The organism is uncultured Merdimonas sp. (assembly GCF_963929015.1).
Taxonomy (GTDB): Bacteria; Bacillota; Clostridia; order Lachnospirales; family Lachnospiraceae; genus Merdimonas.
This window is the reverse complement of the sequence record NZ_CAWVHE010000018.1, coordinates 88972-111722: the sequence shown is the minus strand read 5'-3', so window position 1 is coordinate 111722 and position 22751 is coordinate 88972. Positions and strand designations below refer to the sequence as shown.

Sequence of the window (22751 nt, the reverse complement as noted above, 5' to 3'; positions counted from 1 at the left end):
TTATATCAAGCGAATCCATTTATCACTTTTTTCTTTTACTTCTCCGATCACCGCGGTCTTGGTCTCCATGCCGGCCGCTGCAAAATCCGCCATCATCTGCGGCAGTTCTTTCGCAGACACGCTGATCAGAAGGCCGCCGGAGGTCTGGGGATCATACAGTAGATCCAGGTAATGTTCCTCTATCCCCTCAGTCTCCACCTTGCCAATGGAATATCCCCGGTTCTTATAGGCGCCTGCCGGCACCAGCCCCATTTTGGCATAATCGATCGCGTCCGCAAGATACGGAACATCTTTTACCTTCAGTTCCAGCGTCACTTCACTGGCCTCAGCCATCTCTACTCCGTGACCGAGAAGGCCGAATCCGGTGACATCCGTACATGCAGATACATCATACTTTTCCACCACCTGCTTGGCCTTTTTATTCAGGGATGCCATAACCGTCTGTGCTTCCCGGATCGCGGAAGGCGACGCCATCTCGGCTTTCACGGCCGTATTGATGATCCCGCTTCCGATCTGCTTGGTCAGTACCAGCACATCCCCGGGCCTGCATCCGTAATTCTTGAATATTTTATCCGGATGTACAAACCCTGATACACACAGTCCATACTTCGGTTCATCATCCTGTACCGAATGTCCGCCTACGAGAACCGCTCCCGCTTCTTTTACCTTGTCTGCTCCTCCTGCCAGGATATCGCCTAAGATGGCCGGATCCAGGCAGTTGGGAAATCCCACGATATTCAGAGCGACTACCGGTTCTCCTCCCATCGCCCACACATCGCTTAAGGAATTGGCAGCGGCAATCTGTCCAAACATATAGGGATCATCTACGATGGGAGTGAAAAAATCCACAGTCTGGATCATCGCTATCTCGTCAGTTACTTTATAAATAGCCGCATCATCGGACGTCTCGATGCCGACGATGAGATTATCATCATGAAACTTCGGCAGCTTACCCAGAACCTGGGCAAGGGTCTCAGGACCTATCTTGGCCGCTCAGCCGGAAGTTTTGCTTAAGCTTGTTAATTTTACATCTGTCTTCATAACAGCATGCCCTCCTTTTCTTTTCCCTGCAGACGCGCCGGGCCGCATAAAAAAGCACAGGGAACTCCCCTTCCCTATTGCGGCGTTCCCTGTGGATTCTTTCAAACACAATTCTTTTGCAACTCTCTTATGCTAAGGTTTGATGATCTTGGATGCTCCTGCCAGAGTCTCTACAATGCTGTACATATTGGTTACAGATCCGACTGCCAGTTTCTCTTTCAGTCCGTAGTAATCAAGACAGGTACCGCAGGTCATGATCTCTACTCCCAAAGCCTCCAGAGACTTCAGATCTTCCAGAGAATCAGAGCCTTCGGTAGTCAGGGTTGCCCCGCCATTGTAGAACAGCATGGTTTTCGGCAGCTCATCCAGCTGTGTCACAGCAAAGATAAAGCTTTTGATCAGGACTTTGCCAAGCTCATCATTTCCACTTCCCATACGATCGGAAGCAATGGCTACGACCAGATTGCCTCTTGCGTCCGGTACGCAGGATACTTCCTGTGTCTCTTCTGCCGCCGGCGCCCCGTCCATCTGAATCGTGATCTTATATTCTGCATCGCCCAGCTTTTCGGAAGACACCTGTCCTCCCGAGGAAGCTGCCATCTTGGTCACATTCTGGACGGCAATCTCATTGTCCACCAATACTTCAATCGTCTCAGGTCCTGTAAGCGCCTGCATTGCCTTTTTGGTCTTAATAACCGGGATCGGGCAATTATCTCCCATAGCGTTGACTGTAATCATAATTTCTCGCCTTTCCTTCCCGCCATTACCTTCAACACTTATAGAAACATTCTATCATTATGCTTCTGAAAGGTAAATGGCTTTTCCCTGATTTATGAAAAAATATATTTTCAGGCAATGTTTACTTTGCGGGGGCTTTCGTACTCCCGCATCTGAAGGACCTTATACTGTCCCTCCGACCAGCAGGCCGGTTTGAGCCCGCCTCTTTGAAATACTTTGATAAATTCATCAAGGGTCTGTACTTCCTCTGGAAACCAGGTGGCGCACACGCCCACTTTTTCCGGCACATGGCAGTCGCTTGCGCCGATGGTGCGAAGCCCCAGTCTTGCGGCATATCTGGCAGCCTTCCGGCAGGCCGCAGGCGACGTGCTGCCATTTAAAACCTCCAGGCCGTCCAGGCCAGTCACCTCGCACAAATGCTCCTCCAGCCCCCTCCTGTTGTTGCGGAACGGATGCGCCGCAAAGCAGACGCCTCCCTGGGCTTTCACCAGATGGATAAACTCCTGGGCAGGGATCCGCTCCCTGGGATACTCTTCAATCCCAAAGGCTACAATATCTCCCTGCAGGGAATAATATTCAATCCCGGTAAAGATCGGAAAGCCTGTCTTCCTGGAATACTCCTCTGCAAAATCCTTCAGGCCCATACTGTCATGATCTGTAATGCAGATTCCGTCAAGCTCCTTTTCTCTGGCGATCTCTACCATTCGGGGCAAGGCAAGGAAACTGTCTTTGGAATATGTCATCTCATGCATATGCAGGTCGATCAGCATCTCTAACACCTTTCACTTTCTTAAAAAGACTCACTGCTGCCACTATTCTTATTATAAGAAGGTAAAAGGCCGGATTCAAATTGAGTTTTTTTATAAATGCGCTTATTTATTGATTGTATCTATATATTTTCTTTTCTCTCTCCCCATGCTATAATAGTCGCATGTAATGCCTTTCCGCCCATGTGCATGTGGCATAATGATTACCAATATATGAGAGGATTTTAAATATGTGGATTGCTGATCAATGGAAAGATTATGAAGTCATAGACTGCAGCAAAGGAGAAAAGCTGGAACGCTGGGGCGATTATATTCTGGTGCGCCCGGACCCCCAGGTGATCTGGGACACGCCCAGACAGGACAACCGCTGGAGAAAGAAAAACGGCCACTATCACCGCAGCAAAAAAGGCGGCGGTGAATGGGAGTTTTTTGACCTGCCGGGAGAATGGCAGATCCACTATAAGGACCTGACCTTTAACCTGAAGCCTTTTAGTTTTAAGCATACCGGCCTTTTCCCGGAACAGGCCGCCAACTGGGACTGGTTCTCGGAAAAGATCCGTCTGGCCGGACGGCCCGTCAAGGTGCTCAATCTCTTTGCCTACACCGGCGGCGCCACTTTGGCCGCAGCGGCCGCAGGGGCCAGCGTTACCCACGTTGACGCTTCCAAAGGTATGGTCAACTGGGCAAAAGAAAACGCTGTCTCATCCGGTCTTTCCGACAGGCCGATCCGCTGGCTGGTGGACGACTGTGTGAAATTCGTAGAGCGAGAGATCCGCAGGGGCAATCATTACGATGCCATCATCATGGATCCGCCTTCCTATGGCCGGGGACCCAAAGGCGAGATCTGGAAGATCGAAGACGCCATCCATCCCCTGATCCGGCTGTGTACCCGGATCCTGTCGGACAAGCCCTTATTTTTTCTGGTAAATTCTTACACCACAGGCCTTGCTCCCGCCGTTCTCACTTACATGATCGGCACGGAGCTAAAGCCTTTCCACGGCCATGTGGAGTCGCAGGAGATCGGACTTCCCGTCACCAGCTCCGGCCTGGTGCTGCCCTGCGGAGCATCCGGAAGATGGGAAGCCTGAGTGTAAGAAACACACCTATCAGGAGCAGCTTTTAAAAGAATTACATCTTTAACGCAAAAGGGAACGTACGAAATCATCTGTACGTTCCCTTTTACTTAAAACTCAATTCCTTTCCCCAGTGCATCCTTCAGATATGTGGCCACATCTTCCAGTTTATGCACTGCCTCCATCTTTTCTTCCCAATCTTCGCCTTCCATGTCCACGTTGATCAGGCACTGCTGGATGTGTTTTACTTCTTTGATCAGATCTTCTGTCATAAGATAACCCCCTGTCCTGTGTACTTGTATTTAGTATACCATATTCTCTGCTTTTACGGCACTGCATTTTTATGATACAATAAATCTTAAGATTCTAAAGACCCATCGACTCAGGAGGTATTTGTTTTATGAAATTAATGATTGCATCGGATATCCATGGTTCTGCATATTACTGCAAAAAAATGATCGAAGCCTATCAGCGTGAGCAGGCCGACCGGCTTCTGCTGCTGGGAGACATTCTCTACCACGGCCCAAGAAATGATCTGCCGGAAGGTTATGATCCCAAAGCGGTAATTGCTATGCTAAATCCCTTGAAGCAGGAGCTGCTCTGTGTCAGGGGCAACTGCGATACAGAGGTGGATCAGATGGTACTGGAATTTCCCATTCTGGCAGATTATTGCCTGCTGGAAATCAACGGGCAGACTATTTTCGCCACCCACGGCCATCATTTCAATCCCCAGAATCCTCCTATGCTAAAAGAAGGGGACATCCTTTTAAATGGGCATACCCACATCCCGGCCAATCAGAATATGGGAGCCTATACTTATATGAACCCAGGCTCTGTATCGATCCCCAAAGAAGGATCTGCCCACGGATATATGATCTTTGACGGTAATTTTGTCTGGAAAGATCTGGACGGAACGATTCTGGACCTGTAAGAAACTACCGGACCGCCCCTTCCCGGATAAACCGATCCAGGGTCTCAAAAACCTCCCGCATCTCCTCTGCTGTCTTTGGATCCGTATAGGGGATCCGCTTCTCCAGCCTGGAAAGATAATTCTCTTCTACGATCATGGCAAATGAGGCCGGAAAATTGATGTCAAAAAAGTAAGCCAGATACGAAAGCCAGTAATCCATCTTCGTTTTTCGGAGCGGAGAGAAAATGGATTCTTTCTTACGAAACTCATTCATAACTTCTGTACTTATCTGGCTTCTCCCCACCTCTTCAGCTGTGGCTCCCATAAAGGTTTCTACGGGATCGCAAAGTTTCACCCGGCAGTTATCCAGCTTGTCTGCATCCCGGATGATCTTTGTATGGAGAAGTTCCTGTTCATCCGAGATTCCTTCCAGCCGGAAATCACTGTGTTTTGCGATTGCCGTCCGGATGACCGGATCCCAGGTATCTTCTTCTACAAATTCCCGGATCAGGCCTTCCCCGAACAGGATCTCCACCCCGAATCCGGCATGATCCATGGTGCCCGGTTCAAAGCTGTCAAAGCGTTTTACCTGCTCAAATCTTCCGATATCATGGAGCAGACCGATGATCTGCGCCAGTGTCTGATCCTCCCCGGAAAGGTCCATCCTTTCCGCTATTTTTTTACTATATTCCATCACCCCGTAGGTATGAGTGATCTTCAGACGGATCTTATCGTCCTCCCTGTCATAGTCGTCCAGATATTCCTCAAATCTGCGGACTGCATGTGTAAGATCCATTTTTTATTCCTCCTTCTTTCTCCCCCGAAGCAAGGGCTCTTTTTGGATCGCCTGTACCGGACAGGCCCGGATACAGTCGCCGCACCGGATACATTCCGGGCTGTTTGGCTGTTTCCAGGTCCGAATGTCCATCTTGCAGGCTTCCTGGCATTTCCCGCACCGGATACAGGTATCTTCTACCCGGTACCGGTAACAGGCTACGGAATGAAAGAAACTGTACACCGCCCCCAGCGGACAAAGATATTTACAGAACGGACGGTATACTCCGATTGCCAGCAAAAATAACAGTAGCAGAACCGCAACCTTCCAGCCAAACAATACTCCTGCGGCATCCTGCAGCGCCGGAGAAGACGCCACCAGCGGCAGTCCCGCCATCAAAGTCCCGCCGGGGCAGAGATACTGGCAAAACCAGGGCGACCTCTGGCCAAATTCCCCTGTCACAACCATTGGCAATAGAATTACCAGGATCACCAGGACCAGATACTTTACTCTTACCAGCCACTGGTGTCCGGGCAGGTTCTTCCGCTTCCGGGAAAACGGGATCTTATAAAGCAGATCCTGCACCAGTCCGAACGGACACAGCCATCCGCAGATAAAGCGGCCAAACAAAGAACCGAACAACAACAGAAATCCTACTGCATAAAAGGAAAACCTGGAACCTCCGGTCAGAACTGCCTGCAAAGCTCCGATAGGGCAGGAGCCAAGCGCTCCCGGGCAGGAGTAGCAATTCAGCCCCGGCACACAGATAGTCTTTGTGGGACCTGTATAGATTTTCCCTGTAAGAAAACCAAAGATATACCCGTTGGTCAGCGCAGTAAAAGCAATCTGCACCCAAAGTCTTATTCGTTTACCCAATTCCAATACACTCCAGACATATATAAATTGCTTTGATCCACACGGTCTGCGCCTCCCCGCGCCAGATCCCAATGCCTAAAAAGCAAATCCCCGCAGCCAGCAACAGCGCCCACAGCCATCTGCGGTATCCTGTCCCAGCTATGTCTGCCTTTCTGCCTTTCCTCACCGTACCTCGCCTCTCAATTCTTCAATGATTCCCATCCAGTCTTCCTTAGACCGACTTCCGGCATAAGCCTCCCCGACCTGATTACCGTTCTCATCCACAAATACTGTGGTCGGCACCACACTAACCCTGCTTAAAATATTTCTCTGCAGATCAGGAGAAGCAATCAGATGCACATAATCTGCCTGTGTGGAATCAATAATCTCTTTCGCATCCGCATCCTGCGGCTCCATAACGTCGCTGATTAACCCGATCATCTGAAATTCACCTGTGTCATAGGAACGGCTGATCTCACCCAGTTCCGGCATCTCCTGGATACAGGGTCCGCAAAAAGTTCCCCAGATATTTACCATCGTAAGCTTCGACTGACCAAAAATGTCCTGTGTCACGCTCTCTCCATCTATTGTTTCTGCCTCAAATTCTCCAAACAGTGCTTCACCAGAAGGATCCGCCGGCTCCTGTGTACTTTCAGAAATCTCCGTGTCCTTTGGTTCCTCCTCTTTTCCGCAGGAACAAAGTGCTGCCACAAGCACAGCCGTCAGCAATATCACGCTCAACCGTTTTTTCTTCATGGATCTCCTCCTTGCCAACCTTTTTCATACATGATCGTCATCCATAGATCTCGTCCAGTATAGCATAGAATCCTGCTCCCTTCCACTAAAAGCTCTTATTAACAGCAGGTTTCTATTGCCCGGCCTCTCTAACATATGCTAAGATAAAGAAAAGCATATGGAGTTTTCTATTTTTCTTTTTTATCTTTACCAGATGTAAAGATAAACATTTCTTAATTATTCATACGACAGATTTTGCTTCAAAAAATCTGCTTTTCAGAAAATTCGTGCTTTATATCCCATTTTTAAGCAGGAGTTTTCTCTGAAAAGCGAATCTCCTGACTCAATCGTATAAGGAGGTTTGACGTATGGAGAAACAAGCTAAGCTCCAGTGGCACCCTGCCTTCTTCGCAGGAATCCAGATCGAACTGGCCGCTGAAGCCAGGTATCTGGTCTTTGAGAACGAGCATCAGCTTGGAACAAAACCAAAAGAAATTGATGTGCTAATCATCAAAAAGGAAAATGCTCCGCCCATCCGGAAAAATATCGGCAGGATTTTCCGGACTTATAATCTGGTGGAGTATAAAAGCCCAGCCGACACCCTGGATGTCGAAGCATTTTATAAGCTGTACGGATACGCCTGCTTTTATAAAGCAGACGCCCCTGCCACCGACCGGGTTCCTATGGAAGAAGTCACCTTAACCTTCATCAGCCACCATTACCCGGAGAAACTGATGCGCTATCTGGAAGAAAAGCGAAACTACCAGATCAAAAGGGCAGACGAAGGCATCTACTACATAACCGGGGATTATATTCCCATCCAGATTCTGGTCACCCGGCAGCTTTCCAAAACCGAAAATCTCTGGTTAAGCCATCTGACAAACCAGCTGGACGGAGAACCGGATGCCGAACTTCTGGTGGAGGCGTATCAAAAACATACAAAAGATAAATTATATCAGTCCGTCATGGATATTATTGTAAGAGCAAACCACGAAATGTTCGAGGAGGCGAAGGAAATGTGCGATGCATTAAGAGAATTATTTGCGGATGAATTTAAAGAAAACCGCCAGGAAGGGCTTCAAGAAGGAAGAAGCGAGATCAACCGCCTGATCCTGAAGCTATCAGAAATGGGAAGAACAGATGATATCCTGAAGGCCGCGCAGGATCCTGTTTATCAGGAGCAGCTTTTAAAAGAACTACACTTATAAAAAAGCAACAGCCCGTTCTATACAGAACAGGCTGTTCTTTTCTTTTTATCCCCACAGTTTTTCCGGATAAACCCCGTCTTCGATCAGCTTCGCAAAAGCAGCTTCCACGGCAGGCTTGTCCTCTTTATAAGTAATTCCAAACCACTTATCCTGGGTTTCCAGCACCTTTACTTTTGCCTCCCCCTTCCGGATCAGCTGGTCTACGATCGTAGGCAGAAGGTATTCTTTTTTCAGGGGATCACCGGAAGCATCTGCCAGGAATTCCCGGAATCCCTCTTCCAGATACTCGATAAATGCAGGTTCGCCGGCCCACATATTCATGGATACCCGCTCCTGTTCGGTCACCCACTTCTGTACCTCCGGATCATCGCAGACCAGACGTCCGTCTGCATCTCTTCCAATCCCTGTAGTCTCTACTACATGCGTCAGCATATCATGCTCATCTGCTTTGCAGATCCCGCGGGTAACCGTCCCGTTTTCACTCAGAGTATTTTTCAGTACAAATCCTGCCATTCCCATGCAATACTTTGCACCGCAGTCTTTTTCACGGATCAGAAAATCATGCAGCTTACGGAACGCTTCTTTTCCATAGTAATCATCCGCGTTGATAATGACAAAGGGTTCCTTTACCACATCTTTGCAGCAGAGAATTGCCTGTCCGGTTCCCCAGGGCTTTACACGGCCTTCCGGAACCTGAAATCCTTCCGGGAGATCGGAAAGTTCCTGGAACACATATTCTACTTCGATCTGTTCCCGGATCCGGTCTCCGATCGCTTCCTTAAAATCCTTTTCAATATCCTTGCGGATAATGAAAACAACTTTGTCAAATCCCGCCTCTTTGGCGTCATAGATGGAATAATCCATAATGATCTCGCCGTGCTTCCCCATTTTTGCAAGCTGCTTGATCCCGCCGCCATAACGGGAGCCGATCCCGGCCGCCATGATAATCAGTGTTGTCTTCATACTCTTTTCCTCTCACGATACATTCAGGTAATATTGAGGTTCGATGCCTCTGCCGCATTATAATCCCAAGACATCAGCGATCGCACCCATCTCCTCCAGCGCCACATCGATCAGATCATCCAGGCTTAATCCTGTAAATTCAATGGCTTCCATGTAATCCCGGTTTGCTCCTGCTGCAAAACGATGTTCGTTAAACCGCTTCATTACGGATTTGTGCTTTACGCTTGCAATCTTCTTATCCGGGTAGATCTGCGCCACTGCTTTTACAAAACCACTCATCGGGTCCGCCGCCAGAACCGCATACTGCAGTTTTGTCTTTGCCTTCACACCGCTCTTGGGATTGTGAGCGCAGATGGCGTCGAACAACACCTTGTCGTCAATGCCCTCCTTTTTCAGGATTTCCACAGATGTGGGGCCGTGGGTGCTCATGTCATTTCTCCAGTCGCACTGTTCCTCATCCAGATCGTGTAAAAGTCCTACGATCCCCCAGTATTCCACCTCATCGGGCGCAAGCCTTTTTGCCAGCCCTCTCATAATTGCTTCTACCGCATAGGAATGCGTGATATAATTCTCACCCTGCATATATTTCATCAGGATTTCATGTGCCTGTTCACGATTCATGTTATGGCTGCCTCCTTTGTTCCTTTTGACTGCAATCATTGTAACATAAAAGGAGCAGAAATTCTACTGATAGAATCTCTGCTCCCTCGCTTTTTCTGTGATACAGATATGATCCGGAGTATTACTCTTCCGGAACCACGATCAGATCTTTGGTAAAGTGATTCAGAACTTCACAACCGTCTTCGGTAATGATAACCAGGTCCTCAATACGAACGCCGATATTTTCATCCGGCAGATAGATACCAGGCTCAACAGAGAAGCACTGTCCAACCTGGATGATATCCTCATTTACAGAAGATACATCGCCGAACTCATGGTCTTCCAGACCGATGGAATGTCCGGTTCTGTGCGTGAAATACTGTCCGTATCCCTTCTCTTCGATGTAATTTCTTGCAGCCAGGTCTACATCACACATACGGTTGCCCGGTTTTGCAGCCTCAATACCGCGTCTGTTGGCTTCGCATACGATGTCATAAATCTCTCTTGCGCGGTCGGAAACCTCGCCGATGAATACGGTTCTGGTCATATCAGATGCATAGTTGTCCTTGAATGCTCCGATATCCAGGATAACACAGTCGCCGCGCTTTCCCTTGGAATCATCTGTTACATGGTGCGGATCTGCTGCGCCGTGTCCATATGCTGTGATCGGATCAAAGGATACATCCTCACATCCCAGTTCTTTGTAAATCTCCCGCATCTTGGCGTTCAGTTCTTTCTCTGTCAGTCCCTTTACTACCCAGGGAATGATACGCTCCATAGCGATATCATTGATTCTGGAGGACTCTCTCATCAGTTCCTGCTCTTTTTCGTCTTTGACCATACGGATATAGTCAACGATCGGAGAACCGTTTACGAACTTGCTTCCGCCGCCCAGTTCCTGCAGACGGATCAGGAATTTGGAGGGCCATGTCTTATCAATACCCATGACTTTATCCTTATCCACATATCTGCTTAAGATCTCTACGCCGTCTTCAATATCATCATAGTAAATAATGTCAACGCCCAGATCTGTCTCCTGCGGAAACAGCTTGTTAATGATCATCTTGTGATTTCCATTCACATTCAGATACAGCGCAAGAAGCCTTTCTCCCGGGAAAATCCACTTGCCTGTCAGATAAAAGATCGCAACCGGATCGGACACGATCATCTGAGGAACACCTTTTTCTTCCATTGATTTCAGTACTCTAGAAACTTTGTTCTGGTCCATTTTTTCCCCAACCTTTCTTTAAATAGACATTGTAAACCGAAATAGTTTCCTTCCGGTTTTTTCCAACCTCAATTATAAGCTTATCCCTGTAAAAAGTCAATTTATATCCTTTGTCTCCTTTGAGTCCATCTGCCTTTTACAGACGCAGCCTGTACAACCGTCAGCGCCGCAGCTCGCGCAGGGTCCTTTCTCCTTTCTTTGTTTCCACAGATAACGAAGCGCCAGGAGAAAAGTGCCAAGAACCACAGCTCCCGCCACTGCGGTGGACAGATTCATCTGGATATCTAAAAGTAACATAACCGCTTCCCCCTTCAAAAGAAAATCCCGCAAAGGATCTGCGCTCTGTCTGCACACTTCCTTCGCGGGATACTCTATTTACTCTTCTGCAGTAACCAGATCTTCCGTAATTTCTTCCGGCAGTTCTTCTATATCTGCATCTTCTTCACAGGTTTCCACAGTCTCTGTAGCTTCTGTTTCGTTCTCTGCCTGTGTTTCCTCCGGAAGAGTCTCCTCTGTACCCTCTTCCGTCAGTTCTTCTTCCGCTTCCATCCCGGTATCCAGAGCAATGTCACGGTACTTGTGCATTCCGGTACCAGCCGGGATGTGTTTACCGATGATAACATTTTCCTTCAGACCTACCAGCGGATCGATCTTTCCTTTGATCGCAGCCTCGGTCAGAACCTTGGTCGTCTCCTGGAAGGACGCGGCAGACAGGAAGGAATTGGTTGCAAGAGATGCCTTGGTGATACCAAGCATGATCTGCTCTCCGGTTGCCGGAGTCTTTCCTTCTTTTACCATCTCTTCGTTCACGTCCTCAAATACCAGGCGGTCTACGTTGGTTCCCGGCAGGAATTCAGTGTCTCCCGCCTCCTCTACGCGGACTTTCTTCAGCATCTGACGCACGATCACCTCGATATGCTTGTCGTTGATATCAACACCCTGGAGACGGTATACACGCTGTACTTCCTGGATCATATAATCCTGTACGGCACGAAGTCCTTTGATCTTCAGGATATCATGCGGATTTACGCTACCTTCGGTCAGCTCATCACCGGCCTCCAGTTCTGCGCCGTCCTGGATCTTGATCCTGGATCCATAGGGGATCAGGTATGCCTTGGACTCTCCGGTCTCGTGATTGGTCACGATGATCTCGCGTCTCTTCTTTGTATCATTGATCGTCGCGGTTCCCGCAAACTCTGTGATGATCGCAAGTCCCTTCGGCTTTCTTGCCTCAAACAACTCTTCGACACGGGGAAGACCCTGTGTAATATCGTCTCCGGCCACACCACCGGTATGGAAGGTACGCATGGTAAGCTGTGTACCAGGCTCTCCGATGGACTGTGCCGCGATGATGCCGACTGCTTCTCCTACCTGTACCGGCTCGCCGGTAGCCATGTTGGCGCCGTAACACTTCGCACATACGCCTCTGTGGGAACGGCAGGTAAGGATGGTACGGATCTTGATCTTCTTAAGCGGCTCGCCATTTTCATCCACACCTTTTTTGGTGATCAGCTCGGCGCGCTTCGGAGTCACCATATGATTGGCTTTTACCAGGACATTTCCGTCTTTGTCTTTAATATCCTCACACAGATAACGTCCTGTAATACGCTCCTGCAGGCTCTCGATCTCTTCATTTCCGTCCATGAATGCTCTCACATACATGCCCGGGATCTCCTGTCCTTCCCCCACACAGTCTACATCATGGATGATCAGCTCCTGAGACACGTCGACCAGACGTCTGGTCAGGTATCCGGAGTCAGCCGTACGAAGAGCCGTATCAGACAGACCCTTACGGGCTCCGTGAGCGGACATGAAATACTCCAGTACGTCCAGACCTTCACGGAAGTTGGACTTGATGGGAAGCTCAATGGTACGTCCGGTCGTATCAGCCATCAGACCACGCATACCGGCAAGCTGTTTGATCTGCTTGTCAGAACCACGGGCTCCGGAGTCCGCCATCATATAAATATTGTTGTATTTATCCAGACCGGAAAGCAGGGCTTCTGTCAGTTCATCGTCAGTAGCCTTCCAGGTCTCTACTACTTCTTTGTAACGCTCTTCCTCTGTGATGAGACCACGCTTAAAGTTCTTGGTGATCTTATCCACGGTATCCTGCGCCTTCTGGATCATCTCAGGCTTCTGCGGCGGAACGGTCATATCGGAAATCGATACGGTCATGGCCGCGCGGGTGGAGAACTTGTAACCAATGGATTTTACCGCATCCAGTACTTCCGCGGTAGCGGTAGATCCGTGAGTATTGATAACTTTTTCCAGGATCTGCTTTAACTGTTTCTTTCCTACATGGAAATCAATCTCCAGCTTCAGCTCGTTTCCTTCCTGCTCTCTGTCTACAAACCCAAGATCCTGTGGAATGATCTCATTAAACAGCAGCCTTCCCAGGGTAGACTCAATGATACCGCTCTTGACTGTACCGTCCGGCATCTCCTTGCTTACCCGTACTTTGATCTTAGAGTGCAGGGTGATCGCCTGGTTCTCATATGCCAGCAGCGCCTCATTCACACTCTTGAAGGCTTTGCCTTCTCCTTTTGCTCCTGGTCTTTCCTGGGTCAGGTAATAAATACCAAGTACCATATCCTGAGACGGAACAGCAACCGGCCCTCCGTCGGAAGGTTTCAGAAGGTTGTTCGGCGACAGCAGGAGGAACCGGCATTCTGCCTGCGCCTCTACGGACAGCGGAAGATGAACCGCCATCTGGTCGCCGTCAAAGTCCGCGTTGTATGCGGTACATACCAGCGGATGCAGCTTAATGGCCTTGCCTTCTACCAGGATCGGCTCAAATGCCTGGATACCCAGTCTGTGCAGTGTAGGCGCACGGTTCAGCATTACCGGATGCTCCTTGATCACGTCTTCCAGAACATCCCATACCTGGGGCTCCAGACGCTCAACCATTTTTTTCGCATTCTTGATATTATGAGCCGTTCCGTTCTGCACCAGCTCTTTCATAACGAAAGGCTTAAACAGCTCGATCGCCATTTCTTTGGGCAGACCGCACTGATAGATCTTCAGCTCCGGTCCTACCACGATAACAGAACGTCCGGAATAATCCACACGCTTTCCAAGAAGATTCTGACGGAAACGTCCGGATTTTCCTTTCAGCATGTCTGACAGGGATTTGAGCGCGCGGTTTCCGGGGCCTGTCACCGGACGGCCTCTGCGGCCGTTGTCGATCAGGGCGTCTACCGCCTCCTGCAGCATTCTCTTTTCATTTCTTACGATAATGTCCGGCGCGCCCAGCTCCAGCAGGCGTTTCAGACGGTTGTTTCTGTTAATGATCCGGCGGTACAGATCATTGAGGTCACTGGTGGCAAAACGTCCGCCGTCCAGCTGTACCATCGGACGAAGATCCGGCGGGATGACCGGAATATTGGTAAGGATCATCCACTCCGGCTTATTTCCGGATTCACGGAAGGCTTCTACTACTTCCAGGCGCTTCACGATACGGGCGCGCTTCTGTCCGGTAGATCCTTTTAATCCTTCCTGCAGTTCTTCATACTCTTTCTCAAGATCGATCGCCTGTAAGAGCTCCTGGATCGCCTCCGCGCCCATGCCGACGCGGAACTGATTTCCCCAGTTTTCTCTTGCTTCCTGGTACTCCTGCTCGGACAGCACCTGCTTGTACTGAAGATCCGTCTCTCCTTTGTCCAGTACAATATAAGAAGCAAAGTACAGCACCTTCTCCAGAGTCCGAGGGGACAGATCCAGGATCAGTCCCATACGGCTTGGGATTCCCTTAAAATACCAGATATGGGAAACCGGTGCCGCAAGGGCGATATGCCCCATGCGCTCCCGGCGCACGCTGGATTTGGTAACTTCTACGCCGCATCGGTCGCAGACCACGCCTTTGTAACGGATCTTTTTATATTTTCCACAGTGACACTCCCAGTCCTTGCTGGGCCCGAAGATCCTTTCGCAGAACAGGCCGTCCTTTTCCGGCTTCAGCGTTCTGTAGTTGATGGTCTCAGGTTTTGTAACCTCACCTCTGGACCACTCAAGAATCTTTTCAGGCGATGCCAAGCCGATCTTAATTGCATCAAACGTCATTGGCTGATAAGATTGTTCTTTCATATTTTCTGGCATCCTGGCACTCCTCCCTATTCATCATCTGACAGATCGTCAAATCCAAAATCATCCGTTTCGTCAAAATCCAGCTGATAATCGTCTTCTTGTGGCTCTTCTTCTACATCTACCAGTTCTTCTCCCTGGAATTCCTGTTCGGTATAGCCCTGTGCCCCAAAATTGTCATCCTGACGATACTTCCTGTCACCTTCGATCAGAGAACGGAAATCGGTTTCACCCATATCTACCGTCTCCATGATCTCAACTTCTGTGTTGTCATCCCGAAGGACACGCACATCCAGTCCCAGAGACTGCAGTTCCTTTAAGAGTACCTTGAAGGACTCCGGAATACCGGGTTCCGGAATGTTCTCGCCCTTGATGATCGCCTCATAGGTCTTCACACGGCCGATCACATCATCGGACTTCACAGTCAGGATCTCCTGCAGCGTATAAGACGCGCCATATGCCTCCAGCGCCCATACTTCCATCTCTCCGAAACGCTGTCCGCCGAACTGGGCTTTTCCACCCAGAGGCTGCTGGGTAACCAGAGAGTATGGTCCGGTAGAACGTGCGTGGATCTTGTCGTCTACCAGGTGGTGCAGCTTCAGATAGTGCATGTGTCCGATGGTAACCGGACTGTCAAAGAACTCGCCGGTCCGTCCGTCACGCAGGCGTACTTTTCCGTCTCTGGAGATCGGAACGCCCTTCCACAGTTTTCTGTGTTCACGGTTGTCAGACAGATACTGGAGCACTTCCGGAAGCAGCTCTTCTTTATGCTTAGCCTCAAACTCTTCCCAGCTTAAGTTGACATAATCATTTGCCAGGTCGAGCGTATCCATAATATCGTTCTCATCTGCACCGTCAAATACCGGTGTGGCAATGTTGAAGCCAAGAGCCTTGGCAGCCAGAGACAGATGGATCTCCAGCACCTGTCCGATATTCATACGGGACGGTACGCCCAGCGGATTTAACACGATGTCCAGGGGACGTCCGTTTGGCAGGAAGGGCATATCCTCCACAGGAAGGACTCGGGAAACGACACCCTTATTTCCGTGACGTCCGGCCATCTTGTCGCCCACAGAGATCTTTCTCTTCTGTGCGATATAAATGCGGACAGCCTGATTTACCCCCGGTGACAGTTCATCCCCGTTTGCTCTGGTAAATACCTTGGCGTCTACTACGATACCGTATTCTCCATGCGGTACTTTCAGAGAAGTATCTCTGACTTCACGCGCCTTTTCACCGAAGATAGCGCGGAGCAGACGCTCTTCTGCGGTCAGTTCGGTCTCTCCCTTCGGGGTTACCTTACCTACCAGGATATCTCCTGCGCGCACTTCCGCACCAATGCGGATGATACCTCTCTCATCCAGGTTCTTCAGCGCGTCGTCGCCTACGCCCGGGATATCGCGGGTGATCTCTTCCGGCCCAAGCTTGGTATCGCGGGCCTCTGCCTCATATTCTTCAATGTGTACGGATGTGTAAACATCATCCTGTACCAGTCTTTCACTTAACAGTACCGCGTCCTCGTAGTTATAACCTTCCCAGGTCATAAATCCGATCAGCGGATTCTTTCCAAGAGCCATCTCGCCGTTGGAAGTAGACGGGCCGTCTGCGATCACGTCGCCGGCCTCCACACGATCGCCCTTAAATACGATCGGTCTCTGGTTATAGCAGTTGCTCTGGTTGCTCCTCATAAACTTGGTCAGTTTATATTTCTTTAAGCTGCCGTCGTCCTGACGGATGGTAATCTCATTTGATGCAGAGCGTTCTACCACGCCTCCTTCTTCCGCCACTACGCAGACACCGGAGTCAACTGCGGCCTTTTCTTCCATACCTGTTCCCACGACCGGAGCTTCTGTCATCAGAAGCGGAACAGCCTGGCGCTGCATGTTGGATCCCATCAGCGCACGGTTGGCGTCGTCGTTCTGCAGGAACGGGATCAGAGCTGTCGCAACAGAAAATACCATTTTCGGAGATACGTCCATGTAATCGAACATGCTTCTTTCGTACTCCTGGGTCTCCTCACGGTAACGACCGGATACATTTTTATGCACAAAATGTCCTTCCGCATCCAGAGGTGTATTCGCCTGTGCTACATGATAGTTATCTTCTTCATCTGCTGTCATGTAAACCACTTCCTCGGTTACGCGCGGATTGGCCGGATCAGACTTGTCGACCTTGCGGTACGGCGCCTCTACAAATCCGTACTGGTTGATCCTTGCATAGCATGCCAGAGAGTTGATCAGACCAATGTTCGGTCCTTCAGGCGTCTCGATGGGGCACATTCTTCCATAATGAGAATAATGTACGTCTCGCACCTCGAATCCGGCGCGGTCTCTGGAAAGACCTCCCGGTCCCAGGGCGGAGAGACGTCTCTTGTGCGTCAGCTCTCCAAGCGGGTTGTTCTGATCCATAAACTGGGACAGCTGGGAAGATCCGAAGAACTCCTTCACAGCCGCTGTCACCGGTTTGATGTTGATCAGGGACTGGGGAGAAATTCCCTCCAGATCCTGTGTGGTCATACGCTCACGCACCACCCGTTCCAGTCTGGACAGACCGATCCGGTACTGATTCTGCAGAAGTTCTCCTACCGAACGGATCCGGCGGTTGCCCAGGTGGTCGATGTCGTCGTCATTTCCCAGGCCATACTCCAGATGGATGTTATAGTTAATGGAAGCAAGAATATCTTCCTTTGTAATATGCTTCGGAATCAGATCATGGATATCTCTTCTGATGGCGCTCTTAAGCTCCTCAACATCCCCTGCCGTCTCCTCCAGGATGCCGGCCAGAACCGGATAATATACCAGTTCTGTCACGCCCACTTCCTTGGGATCCACATCCACGATGGAGGTAATGTCCACCATCATATTGGAGAGAACCTTGATATTTCTCTCCTCATCCGGACGTGCGATCCACACATAAGGAACCGCAGCGTTCTGGATCTGATCCGCCAGTTCTCTGGTGGCCTTTGTCCCGGCTTCGGCGATCACTTCGCCTGTCAGCGGACTTACCACATCTTCTGCCAGCACCTGGCCGTTGATGCGGTTTCTCAGCATCAGTTTTTTATTAAATTTATATCTTCCGACTTTCGCAAGGTCATAACGTCTGGGATCGAAGAACATACTTGTGATCAGGCTCTCCGCGCTGTCCACTGCCAGCGGCTCTCCGGGCCGGATCTTTTTATACAGTTCCAGAAGACCTTCCTGATAATTGGTGGCCGCATCCTTTTCAAAACTTGCAAGGATCTTGGGCTCTTCTCCAAACAGCTCGAGGATCTCCGGATTGGTGCCAATCCCAAGCGCACGGATCAGTACAGTGATCGGTACCTTTCTCGTTCTGTCTACCCGTACATAAAAAACGTCATTGGAATCCGTCTCGTACTCCAGCCATGCGCCGCGATTCGGGATCACGGTACAGGAATATAATTTTTTCCCCAGTTTATCGTGAGAGATCGCATAGTAAATTCCGGGAGAACGAACCAGCTGGCTTACGATAACACGTTCTGCTCCGTTGATCACGAAGGTTCCCGTACTGGTCATCAGCGGAAGATCGCCCATAAAAATTTCATGTTCGTTGATCTCATCGGTTTCTTTATTATGAAGTCTTACTCTTACCTTCAGGGGCGCGGCATAGGTCGCATCCCTTTCTTTGCACTCTTCGATTGAGTACTTCACATCATCCTCGCACAAGGTAAAGTCAACAAACTCCAGACTTAAGTGACCGCTGTAATCAGCAATCGGAGAAATATCATCAAATACTTCTTTCAATCCTTCGTCCAGAAACCACTGATAGGAATCTTTCTGAACTTCGATCAGATTCGGCATCTGAAGCACTTCTTTTTGTCTGGAATAGCTCATGCGTGAACTCTTTCCGCTTTTGATGGGACGAATTCTGTTTTTCTCCATATTGACGTTTCACTCCTCTATATTTTTTGTCGGGCTGAGAGCCGCCCATAACAGTTGCAAAAGCCGTGGTTTTCTCATGATTCAGCCCTTGTATACAGGGTTTTTTGGCATAAGTTTCCACAATAGCGCATTTTTTACTATAGCACAGGTTGTCAAGGGTTGTCAACGATTTTTCCAGGAAAACTTTCCTACGCCGGTGCGAACTGACTGTTGTACAGATTCGCATAGAAGCCGCCCTTTGCCAGCAGTTCTTCATGGGTTCCCTGCTCGATGATATGCCCTTTGTCCATCACCAGGATCACATCCGCCGTCTGAATGGTGGACAGCCGGTGGGCCACAACGAAGCTGGTACGTCCCTTCATCAGCTGCTCAAACGCCCGCTGGATCCGAAGCTCTGTCATGGTATCAATCGATGAAGTCGCCTCATCCAGGATCAGCATCGACGGCAGGCACAACATGATACGGGCGATACACAGAAGCTGCTTCTGTCCCTGAGACAGGTTTTCCCCGCCTTCCGTAATAATCGTGTCATAGCCTTCCGGCAGCCGCATGATAAAGCTGTGAGCATAGGCCTCTTTTGCAGCCGCGATGATCTCTTCCTCTGTTGCGTCCGGTTTCCCGTATGCAATATTTTCCCGGATCGTGGCAGATTTCAGCCAGGTTTCCTGCAGCACCATGCCGTAGCTGCTCCGCAGGGATTCCCGGGTCAGCTTTCGGATATCGCAGCCGTCCACCTGAATGGAACCGGCATTCACATCATAGAACCGCATCAGCAGATTGATCAGCGTCGTTTTTCCGCAGCCTGTAGGGCCGACGATGGCGATCCTTTGTCCCGGCGATACATGCAGGTTCAGATTCCGGATCAGCGGAACCTCCGGCGTATAAGAAAATTCCACATCCTTCAGTCTGATCTCTCCCCGGGGATCCGTAAGCTCCATAGCGTCCGCAGGCTCCGGCGTCTCCGGCGCCTCCTCCAGAAAGGCAAATACCCGCGCCGCCGAAGCGATGGAATTCTGGAACTCCGTCAGCACACTGGTAATATCATTAAAAGGCTTCGTATACTGATTGGTATAACTTAAGAAACTGGAAAGTTGTCCCACTGTCAGCATACTGCCGATCACACCAAAGCACCCGGCGATGGTCACTCCTGCGTAAATACAGGAATACATAAACCGGGTGGCCGGATTGGTGATAGAGGAAAAGAACGTCGCTTTCAGGGAATAACCCGAAAGGCGCTCGTTGATCTCTTCAAATTCTCTGATGGCCTCTTCCTGATGACCAAACGCCTGGACCACCTTAATGCCGCCCAGCATTTCATTGGTAAATCCGGTCAGTTCTCCTCTGGTCTCCGACTGTTTTTTAAACATGGTAAATGATTTTTTCGAGATAAAATTTGCCACCAGAAAGGACATAGGGCTTAACACCACCACTACCAGCGTGATCCAGGGATTGATGCTCAGCATAAATCCAATGGTTCCAAGAATGGTAATGGCGCTGGTAAAAAACTGGGTAAATCCAAGAAGCAGGCCGTCCGAAAACTGATCAATATCCGTTACGATCCGGCTCATCAGATCGCCGTAAGGATGGCGATCCACATAAGAAAGCGGAAGCTCCTGCAGATGCTCAAAGGCACGGGTCCGAAGAGACCGCACCACCCGGTAGGTAATCAGATTGTTTACATGATTCATGATCCACTGCGCCACAGCCGTAACGAAAACAGAAACAGCGATACTTGTGATCAGGGCAAATAAGGTATGGAAATTCACCAGATCTTTTCCGGCAATAGCGTCCACCGCCCGCCCGGTCAGGATCGGCACATACAAGGTAAGCGCCACGGTCACCGCCGCAAGCAGAAGGGACAGGATCACCAGATGCCAGTAAGGACGGATATAACGGAAAATCTTCCGCAATGTCTGCTGGTTTTGAGATTTCAATGTTTGTGTCTGATCAGGCATTTGCCACTTCCTCCTTTCCTTCTGATACTGCTTTTTCTGCCGGCAGGTCTCCGGCAGACTGGGACGCGCAGATCTCCCGGTAGACCGGGCAGGACTTAAGCAGCTCCGGATGTGTTCCGCATCCGGCCAGTCTTCCGTCTTCCATCACCAGAATCTTGTCCGCGTTCTGAACCGCCGATACCCGCTGGGAGATCAGAAAGACCGTGCTCTCTCCCGTGTCTCTTTTCAGCGCGCCCCGAAGCTTTGCGTCCGTGGCAAAGTCAAGGGCTGACGCACTGTCGTCCAGGATCAGGATCTTTGGCCTTCCCACCAGCGCTCTTGCAATGGTCAGACGCTGGCGTTGTCCGCCGGACAGGTTGGAGCCTCCCTGCTGGATGGAAAGATCCAGTCCCTTTTCTTTGGCATCTACAAACTCTCTGGCCTGGGCCGTATCAAGAGCCCGGTAAATTTCTTCATCCGAAGCATCTCGTTTCCCCCACTGCATATTTTGCCGGAGGGTTCCAGAAAAGAGAGCCGCTTTCTGGGGCACAATGCCGATGCGCCGCCGGATGGAAGCAGGACTTAACGTCCTTATCTCCTGTCCGAACAGCCGAATGGAGCCCTTCCCGATATCGTAGAATCTGGGAATGAGGTTCGCCAGCGTGGATTTGCCTGAGCCGGTCCCGCCGATGATGCCAATCGTCTCACCTGACATGGCAGAAAACGTCAGGTCGTGGAGCACTTCACTTTTCCCACCAGCATAGGCAAAACTTACATGATCAAATTCCACTGCCGGGACCGCAACCGCTTTCCCTTCCGCAGGATCCGGCGCCTTCAGTTCCTTTCCTTCTGTGGAAATGGACGGTTTTACATCAAAAATAGCATTCACCCGGGAGAGGCTTGCCATGGCCCGGGACAAAAGAATGATCAGATTGGCAAGCTTTACCAGTTCCGTCAGGATCTGGGACATATAGTTGATCAGCGCGATCAGCTGCCCCTGTGACAGATCTCCTGCATTGACCTGACGCCCTCCGTAATACAGGATGGCAATGATTCCCAGATTGATGATCACATAAGTAAGCGGATTCAGGAGCGCTGAGATTTTTCCCACAAACACCTGCCGCTGATAGAAATCCTTCGTTTCTTTGCAAAATCTCTCTTTCTCCGACTCCTGTCTGGAAAAGGCCCGGATCACGCGGATCCCAAGAAGATTTTCCCGCGTGCTTAAGAGGATCCTGTCCAGCTGCTTCTGCACCTTTTTATACAGAGGCATACTAAAAAGAAGGATGGCGAATACCACCACAAGGAGCGCCGGGATCGCAACCGCAAAAGGCACGGCCGCTTTCACGTCCACCGCAAATGCCATCACCATAGCGCCGATAACCACAAAAGGGGATCGCAGGAAAAGGCGCAGGAACATGTTAATCCCGTTCTGCACCTGATTGATGTCCCCTGTCATCCGGTTGATCAAAGTCGACGTTCCGATGGTGTCGATCTCCTGATAAGAAAGCCGGTTGATATGGGCAAACAGATCCCGCCGTATCATCTTTCCGGTGGAAATGGCAGATTTTGCCGCAAAATACTGGGCGGTCAGGGAAAAGGAAATCCCCGCCACGCCAAGAAGCACCAGCAGCCCTCCCATCTTCCACAGATAAGACGGGTTGTTTCCCGCCACGCCCACATCGATCATCCGGGCGACCACCAGCGGCACAAACAGTTCAAAGGTGGCTTCCAGCATTTTAAAGAGCGGGGCCAGCACCGTGATGACCGGATGATATTTTAAATATCCCAACAATCGTTTCATAAACAAACATTCCTCCAGATGAAAAAATATCGTTTTATTTTAACACATCCGTTTCTGGAAAGCTATATTCGATCATAAAGAAAGGCTCCGCAGGATTTCCTGCGGAGCCTTTTAGCACAATCTTGTACAAGACTGCAA

General features: G+C 49.9%; 19 protein-coding genes. 3 read left to right on the top strand and 16 right to left on the bottom strand.

Annotation, left to right across the window (positions count from 1 at the left end; genetic code table 11):
• From selD to ABGT54_RS11525, 3 genes are all read right to left on the bottom strand, one after another.
• Positions 1 to 1041, bottom strand: coding sequence for a selenide, water dikinase SelD (gene selD / locus ABGT54_RS11535; RefSeq protein WP_346664215.1), 1041 nt, complete (start codon positions 1039 to 1041; stop codon positions 1 to 3).
• A gap of 132 nt (positions 1042 to 1173) precedes the next feature.
• A complete protein-coding gene (yedF, locus tag ABGT54_RS11530) occupies positions 1174 to 1779 on the bottom strand; it encodes a sulfurtransferase-like selenium metabolism protein YedF (protein WP_346664214.1) in 606 nt (201 codons plus the stop codon).
• A gap of 110 nt (positions 1780 to 1889) precedes the next feature.
• Positions 1890 to 2549 (bottom strand): PHP domain-containing protein, encoded by a 660-nt coding sequence (locus ABGT54_RS11525; RefSeq protein ID WP_346664335.1) that lies wholly within the window; start codon positions 2547 to 2549, stop codon positions 1890 to 1892.
• Between the two features lie 227 nt (positions 2550 to 2776).
• On the opposite strand from ABGT54_RS11525, the gene ABGT54_RS11520 reads away from it, so the two are divergent.
• A complete protein-coding gene (locus tag ABGT54_RS11520; RefSeq protein ID WP_346664213.1) occupies positions 2777 to 3634 on the top strand; it encodes a class I SAM-dependent methyltransferase in 858 nt (285 codons plus the stop codon).
• 95 nt (positions 3635 to 3729) lie between these two features.
• Here the strand turns inward: ABGT54_RS11520 and ABGT54_RS11515 are convergent, their stop codons facing one another.
• A complete protein-coding gene (locus tag ABGT54_RS11515) occupies positions 3730 to 3891 on the bottom strand; it encodes a hypothetical protein (RefSeq protein WP_204908347.1) in 162 nt (53 codons plus the stop codon).
• A 128-nt stretch (positions 3892 to 4019) separates the two neighbouring features.
• Here ABGT54_RS11515 and yfcE point away from each other — a divergent pair, with 128 nt between their 5' ends.
• A complete protein-coding gene (gene yfcE / locus ABGT54_RS11510) occupies positions 4020 to 4550 on the top strand; it encodes a phosphodiesterase (RefSeq protein WP_346664212.1) in 531 nt (176 codons plus the stop codon).
• 4 nt (positions 4551 to 4554) lie between these two features.
• Here yfcE and ABGT54_RS11505 read toward each other — a convergent pair whose 3' ends face one another.
• The 4 genes from ABGT54_RS11505 to ABGT54_RS11490 are packed head-to-tail and all read right to left on the bottom strand — an operon-like array spanning position 4555 to position 6915.
• Positions 4555 to 5325 carry an HD domain-containing protein gene (locus ABGT54_RS11505; protein ID WP_346664211.1) on the bottom strand — a complete coding sequence of 257 codons (771 nt, stop codon included), beginning with the start codon at positions 5323 to 5325 and terminating at the stop codon, positions 4555 to 4557.
• Positions 5326 to 5328: 3 nt separating this feature from the next.
• Positions 5329 to 6180: a 4Fe-4S binding protein gene (locus ABGT54_RS11500; RefSeq protein ID WP_346664210.1), complete on the bottom strand. Its 852-nt coding sequence runs from the start codon at positions 6178 to 6180 to the stop codon at positions 5329 to 5331.
• Positions 6173 to 6286 carry a CD1871A family CXXC motif-containing protein gene (locus ABGT54_RS11495; protein WP_346664334.1) on the bottom strand — a complete coding sequence of 38 codons (114 nt, stop codon included), beginning with the start codon at positions 6284 to 6286 and terminating at the stop codon, positions 6173 to 6175. The genes ABGT54_RS11500 and ABGT54_RS11495 overlap by 8 nt, the downstream gene beginning before the upstream one ends.
• A gap of 56 nt (positions 6287 to 6342) precedes the next feature.
• Positions 6343 to 6915 carry a TlpA disulfide reductase family protein gene (locus tag ABGT54_RS11490; RefSeq protein ID WP_346664209.1) on the bottom strand — a complete coding sequence of 191 codons (573 nt, stop codon included), beginning with the start codon at positions 6913 to 6915 and terminating at the stop codon, positions 6343 to 6345.
• A gap of 347 nt (positions 6916 to 7262) precedes the next feature.
• Between ABGT54_RS11490 and ABGT54_RS11485 the strand changes: the two genes are divergently transcribed.
• Positions 7263 to 8102 (top strand): 3-isopropylmalate dehydrogenase, encoded by an 840-nt coding sequence (locus ABGT54_RS11485; RefSeq protein ID WP_346664208.1) that lies wholly within the window; start codon positions 7263 to 7265, stop codon positions 8100 to 8102.
• A 45-nt stretch (positions 8103 to 8147) separates the two neighbouring features.
• Here the strand turns inward: ABGT54_RS11485 and ABGT54_RS11480 are convergent, their stop codons facing one another.
• From ABGT54_RS11480 to ABGT54_RS11445, 8 genes are all read right to left on the bottom strand, one after another.
• The gene (locus ABGT54_RS11480; protein WP_346664207.1) at positions 8148 to 9065 is read right to left on the bottom strand and encodes a sugar phosphate nucleotidyltransferase; all 918 of its coding nucleotides are present in this window, start codon (positions 9063 to 9065) and stop codon (positions 8148 to 8150) included.
• Between the two features lie 57 nt (positions 9066 to 9122).
• Positions 9123 to 9686 carry an HD domain-containing protein gene (locus tag ABGT54_RS11475; RefSeq protein ID WP_204908341.1) on the bottom strand — a complete coding sequence of 188 codons (564 nt, stop codon included), beginning with the start codon at positions 9684 to 9686 and terminating at the stop codon, positions 9123 to 9125.
• Positions 9687 to 9807: 121 nt separating this feature from the next.
• Positions 9808 to 10893, bottom strand: a complete 1086-nt coding sequence (locus ABGT54_RS11470) for a Xaa-Pro peptidase family protein (protein WP_346664206.1) — start codon at positions 10891 to 10893, stop codon at positions 9808 to 9810.
• Positions 10894 to 10989: 96 nt separating this feature from the next.
• Positions 10990 to 11190 carry a FeoB-associated Cys-rich membrane protein gene (locus tag ABGT54_RS11465; RefSeq protein WP_346664205.1) on the bottom strand — a complete coding sequence of 67 codons (201 nt, stop codon included), beginning with the start codon at positions 11188 to 11190 and terminating at the stop codon, positions 10990 to 10992.
• Positions 11191 to 11268: 78 nt separating this feature from the next.
• Positions 11269 to 14991: a DNA-directed RNA polymerase subunit beta' gene (gene rpoC / locus ABGT54_RS11460; RefSeq protein ID WP_346664204.1), complete on the bottom strand. Its 3723-nt coding sequence runs from the start codon at positions 14989 to 14991 to the stop codon at positions 11269 to 11271.
• A 14-nt stretch (positions 14992 to 15005) separates the two neighbouring features.
• Positions 15006 to 18875, bottom strand: coding sequence for a DNA-directed RNA polymerase subunit beta (locus ABGT54_RS11455; RefSeq protein ID WP_346664203.1), 3870 nt, complete (start codon positions 18873 to 18875; stop codon positions 15006 to 15008).
• Between the two features lie 188 nt (positions 18876 to 19063).
• On the bottom strand, positions 19064 to 20830 hold the full coding sequence (locus tag ABGT54_RS11450) for an ABC transporter ATP-binding protein (RefSeq protein ID WP_346664202.1): 1767 nt from the start codon (positions 20828 to 20830) through the stop codon (positions 19064 to 19066).
• The gene (locus ABGT54_RS11445) at positions 20823 to 22613 is read right to left on the bottom strand and encodes an ABC transporter ATP-binding protein (RefSeq protein WP_346664201.1); all 1791 of its coding nucleotides are present in this window, start codon (positions 22611 to 22613) and stop codon (positions 20823 to 20825) included. Before ABGT54_RS11445 ends, ABGT54_RS11450 begins: the two co-directional genes overlap by 8 nt.
• Positions 22614 to 22751: the final 138 nt, after the last annotated feature.

What these genes read in the sequence shown, in the direction of transcription:
- ABGT54_RS11525 (WP_346664335.1), bottom strand. Translation starts at nt 2,549, where the DNA reads ATGCTGATCGACCTGCATATGCATGAGATGACATATTCCAAAGACAGT.
- ABGT54_RS11505 (WP_346664211.1), bottom strand. Translation starts at nt 5,325, where the DNA reads ATGGATCTTACACATGCAGTCCGCAGATTTGAGGAATATCTGGACGAC.
- ABGT54_RS11485 (WP_346664208.1), top strand. Translation starts at nt 7,263, where the DNA reads ATGGAGAAACAAGCTAAGCTCCAGTGGCACCCTGCCTTCTTCGCAGGA.
- ABGT54_RS11520 (WP_346664213.1), top strand. Translation starts at nt 2,777, where the DNA reads ATGTGGATTGCTGATCAATGGAAAGATTATGAAGTCATAGACTGCAGC.
- ABGT54_RS11465 (WP_346664205.1), bottom strand. Translation starts at nt 11,190, where the DNA reads ATGTTACTTTTAGATATCCAGATGAATCTGTCCACCGCAGTGGCGGGA.
- ABGT54_RS11490 (WP_346664209.1), bottom strand. Translation starts at nt 6,915, where the DNA reads ATGAAGAAAAAACGGTTGAGCGTGATATTGCTGACGGCTGTGCTTGTG.
- ABGT54_RS11455 (WP_346664203.1), bottom strand. Translation starts at nt 18,875, where the DNA reads ATGGAGAAAAACAGAATTCGTCCCATCAAAAGCGGAAAGAGTTCACGC.
- ABGT54_RS11475 (WP_204908341.1), bottom strand. Translation starts at nt 9,686, where the DNA reads ATGAATCGTGAACAGGCACATGAAATCCTGATGAAATATATGCAGGGT.
- ABGT54_RS11480 (WP_346664207.1), bottom strand. Translation starts at nt 9,065, where the DNA reads ATGAAGACAACACTGATTATCATGGCGGCCGGGATCGGCTCCCGTTAT.
- ABGT54_RS11470 (WP_346664206.1), bottom strand. Translation starts at nt 10,893, where the DNA reads ATGGACCAGAACAAAGTTTCTAGAGTACTGAAATCAATGGAAGAAAAA.
- ABGT54_RS11450 (WP_346664202.1), bottom strand. Translation starts at nt 20,830, where the DNA reads ATGCCTGATCAGACACAAACATTGAAATCTCAAAACCAGCAGACATTG.
- ABGT54_RS11445 (WP_346664201.1), bottom strand. Translation starts at nt 22,613, where the DNA reads ATGAAACGATTGTTGGGATATTTAAAATATCATCCGGTCATCACGGTG.
- yedF (WP_346664214.1), bottom strand. Translation starts at nt 1,779, where the DNA reads ATGATTACAGTCAACGCTATGGGAGATAATTGCCCGATCCCGGTTATT.
- ABGT54_RS11515 (WP_204908347.1), bottom strand. Translation starts at nt 3,891, where the DNA reads ATGACAGAAGATCTGATCAAAGAAGTAAAACACATCCAGCAGTGCCTG.
- rpoC (WP_346664204.1), bottom strand. Translation starts at nt 14,991, where the DNA reads ATGCCAGAAAATATGAAAGAACAATCTTATCAGCCAATGACGTTTGAT.
- yfcE (WP_346664212.1), top strand. Translation starts at nt 4,020, where the DNA reads ATGAAATTAATGATTGCATCGGATATCCATGGTTCTGCATATTACTGC.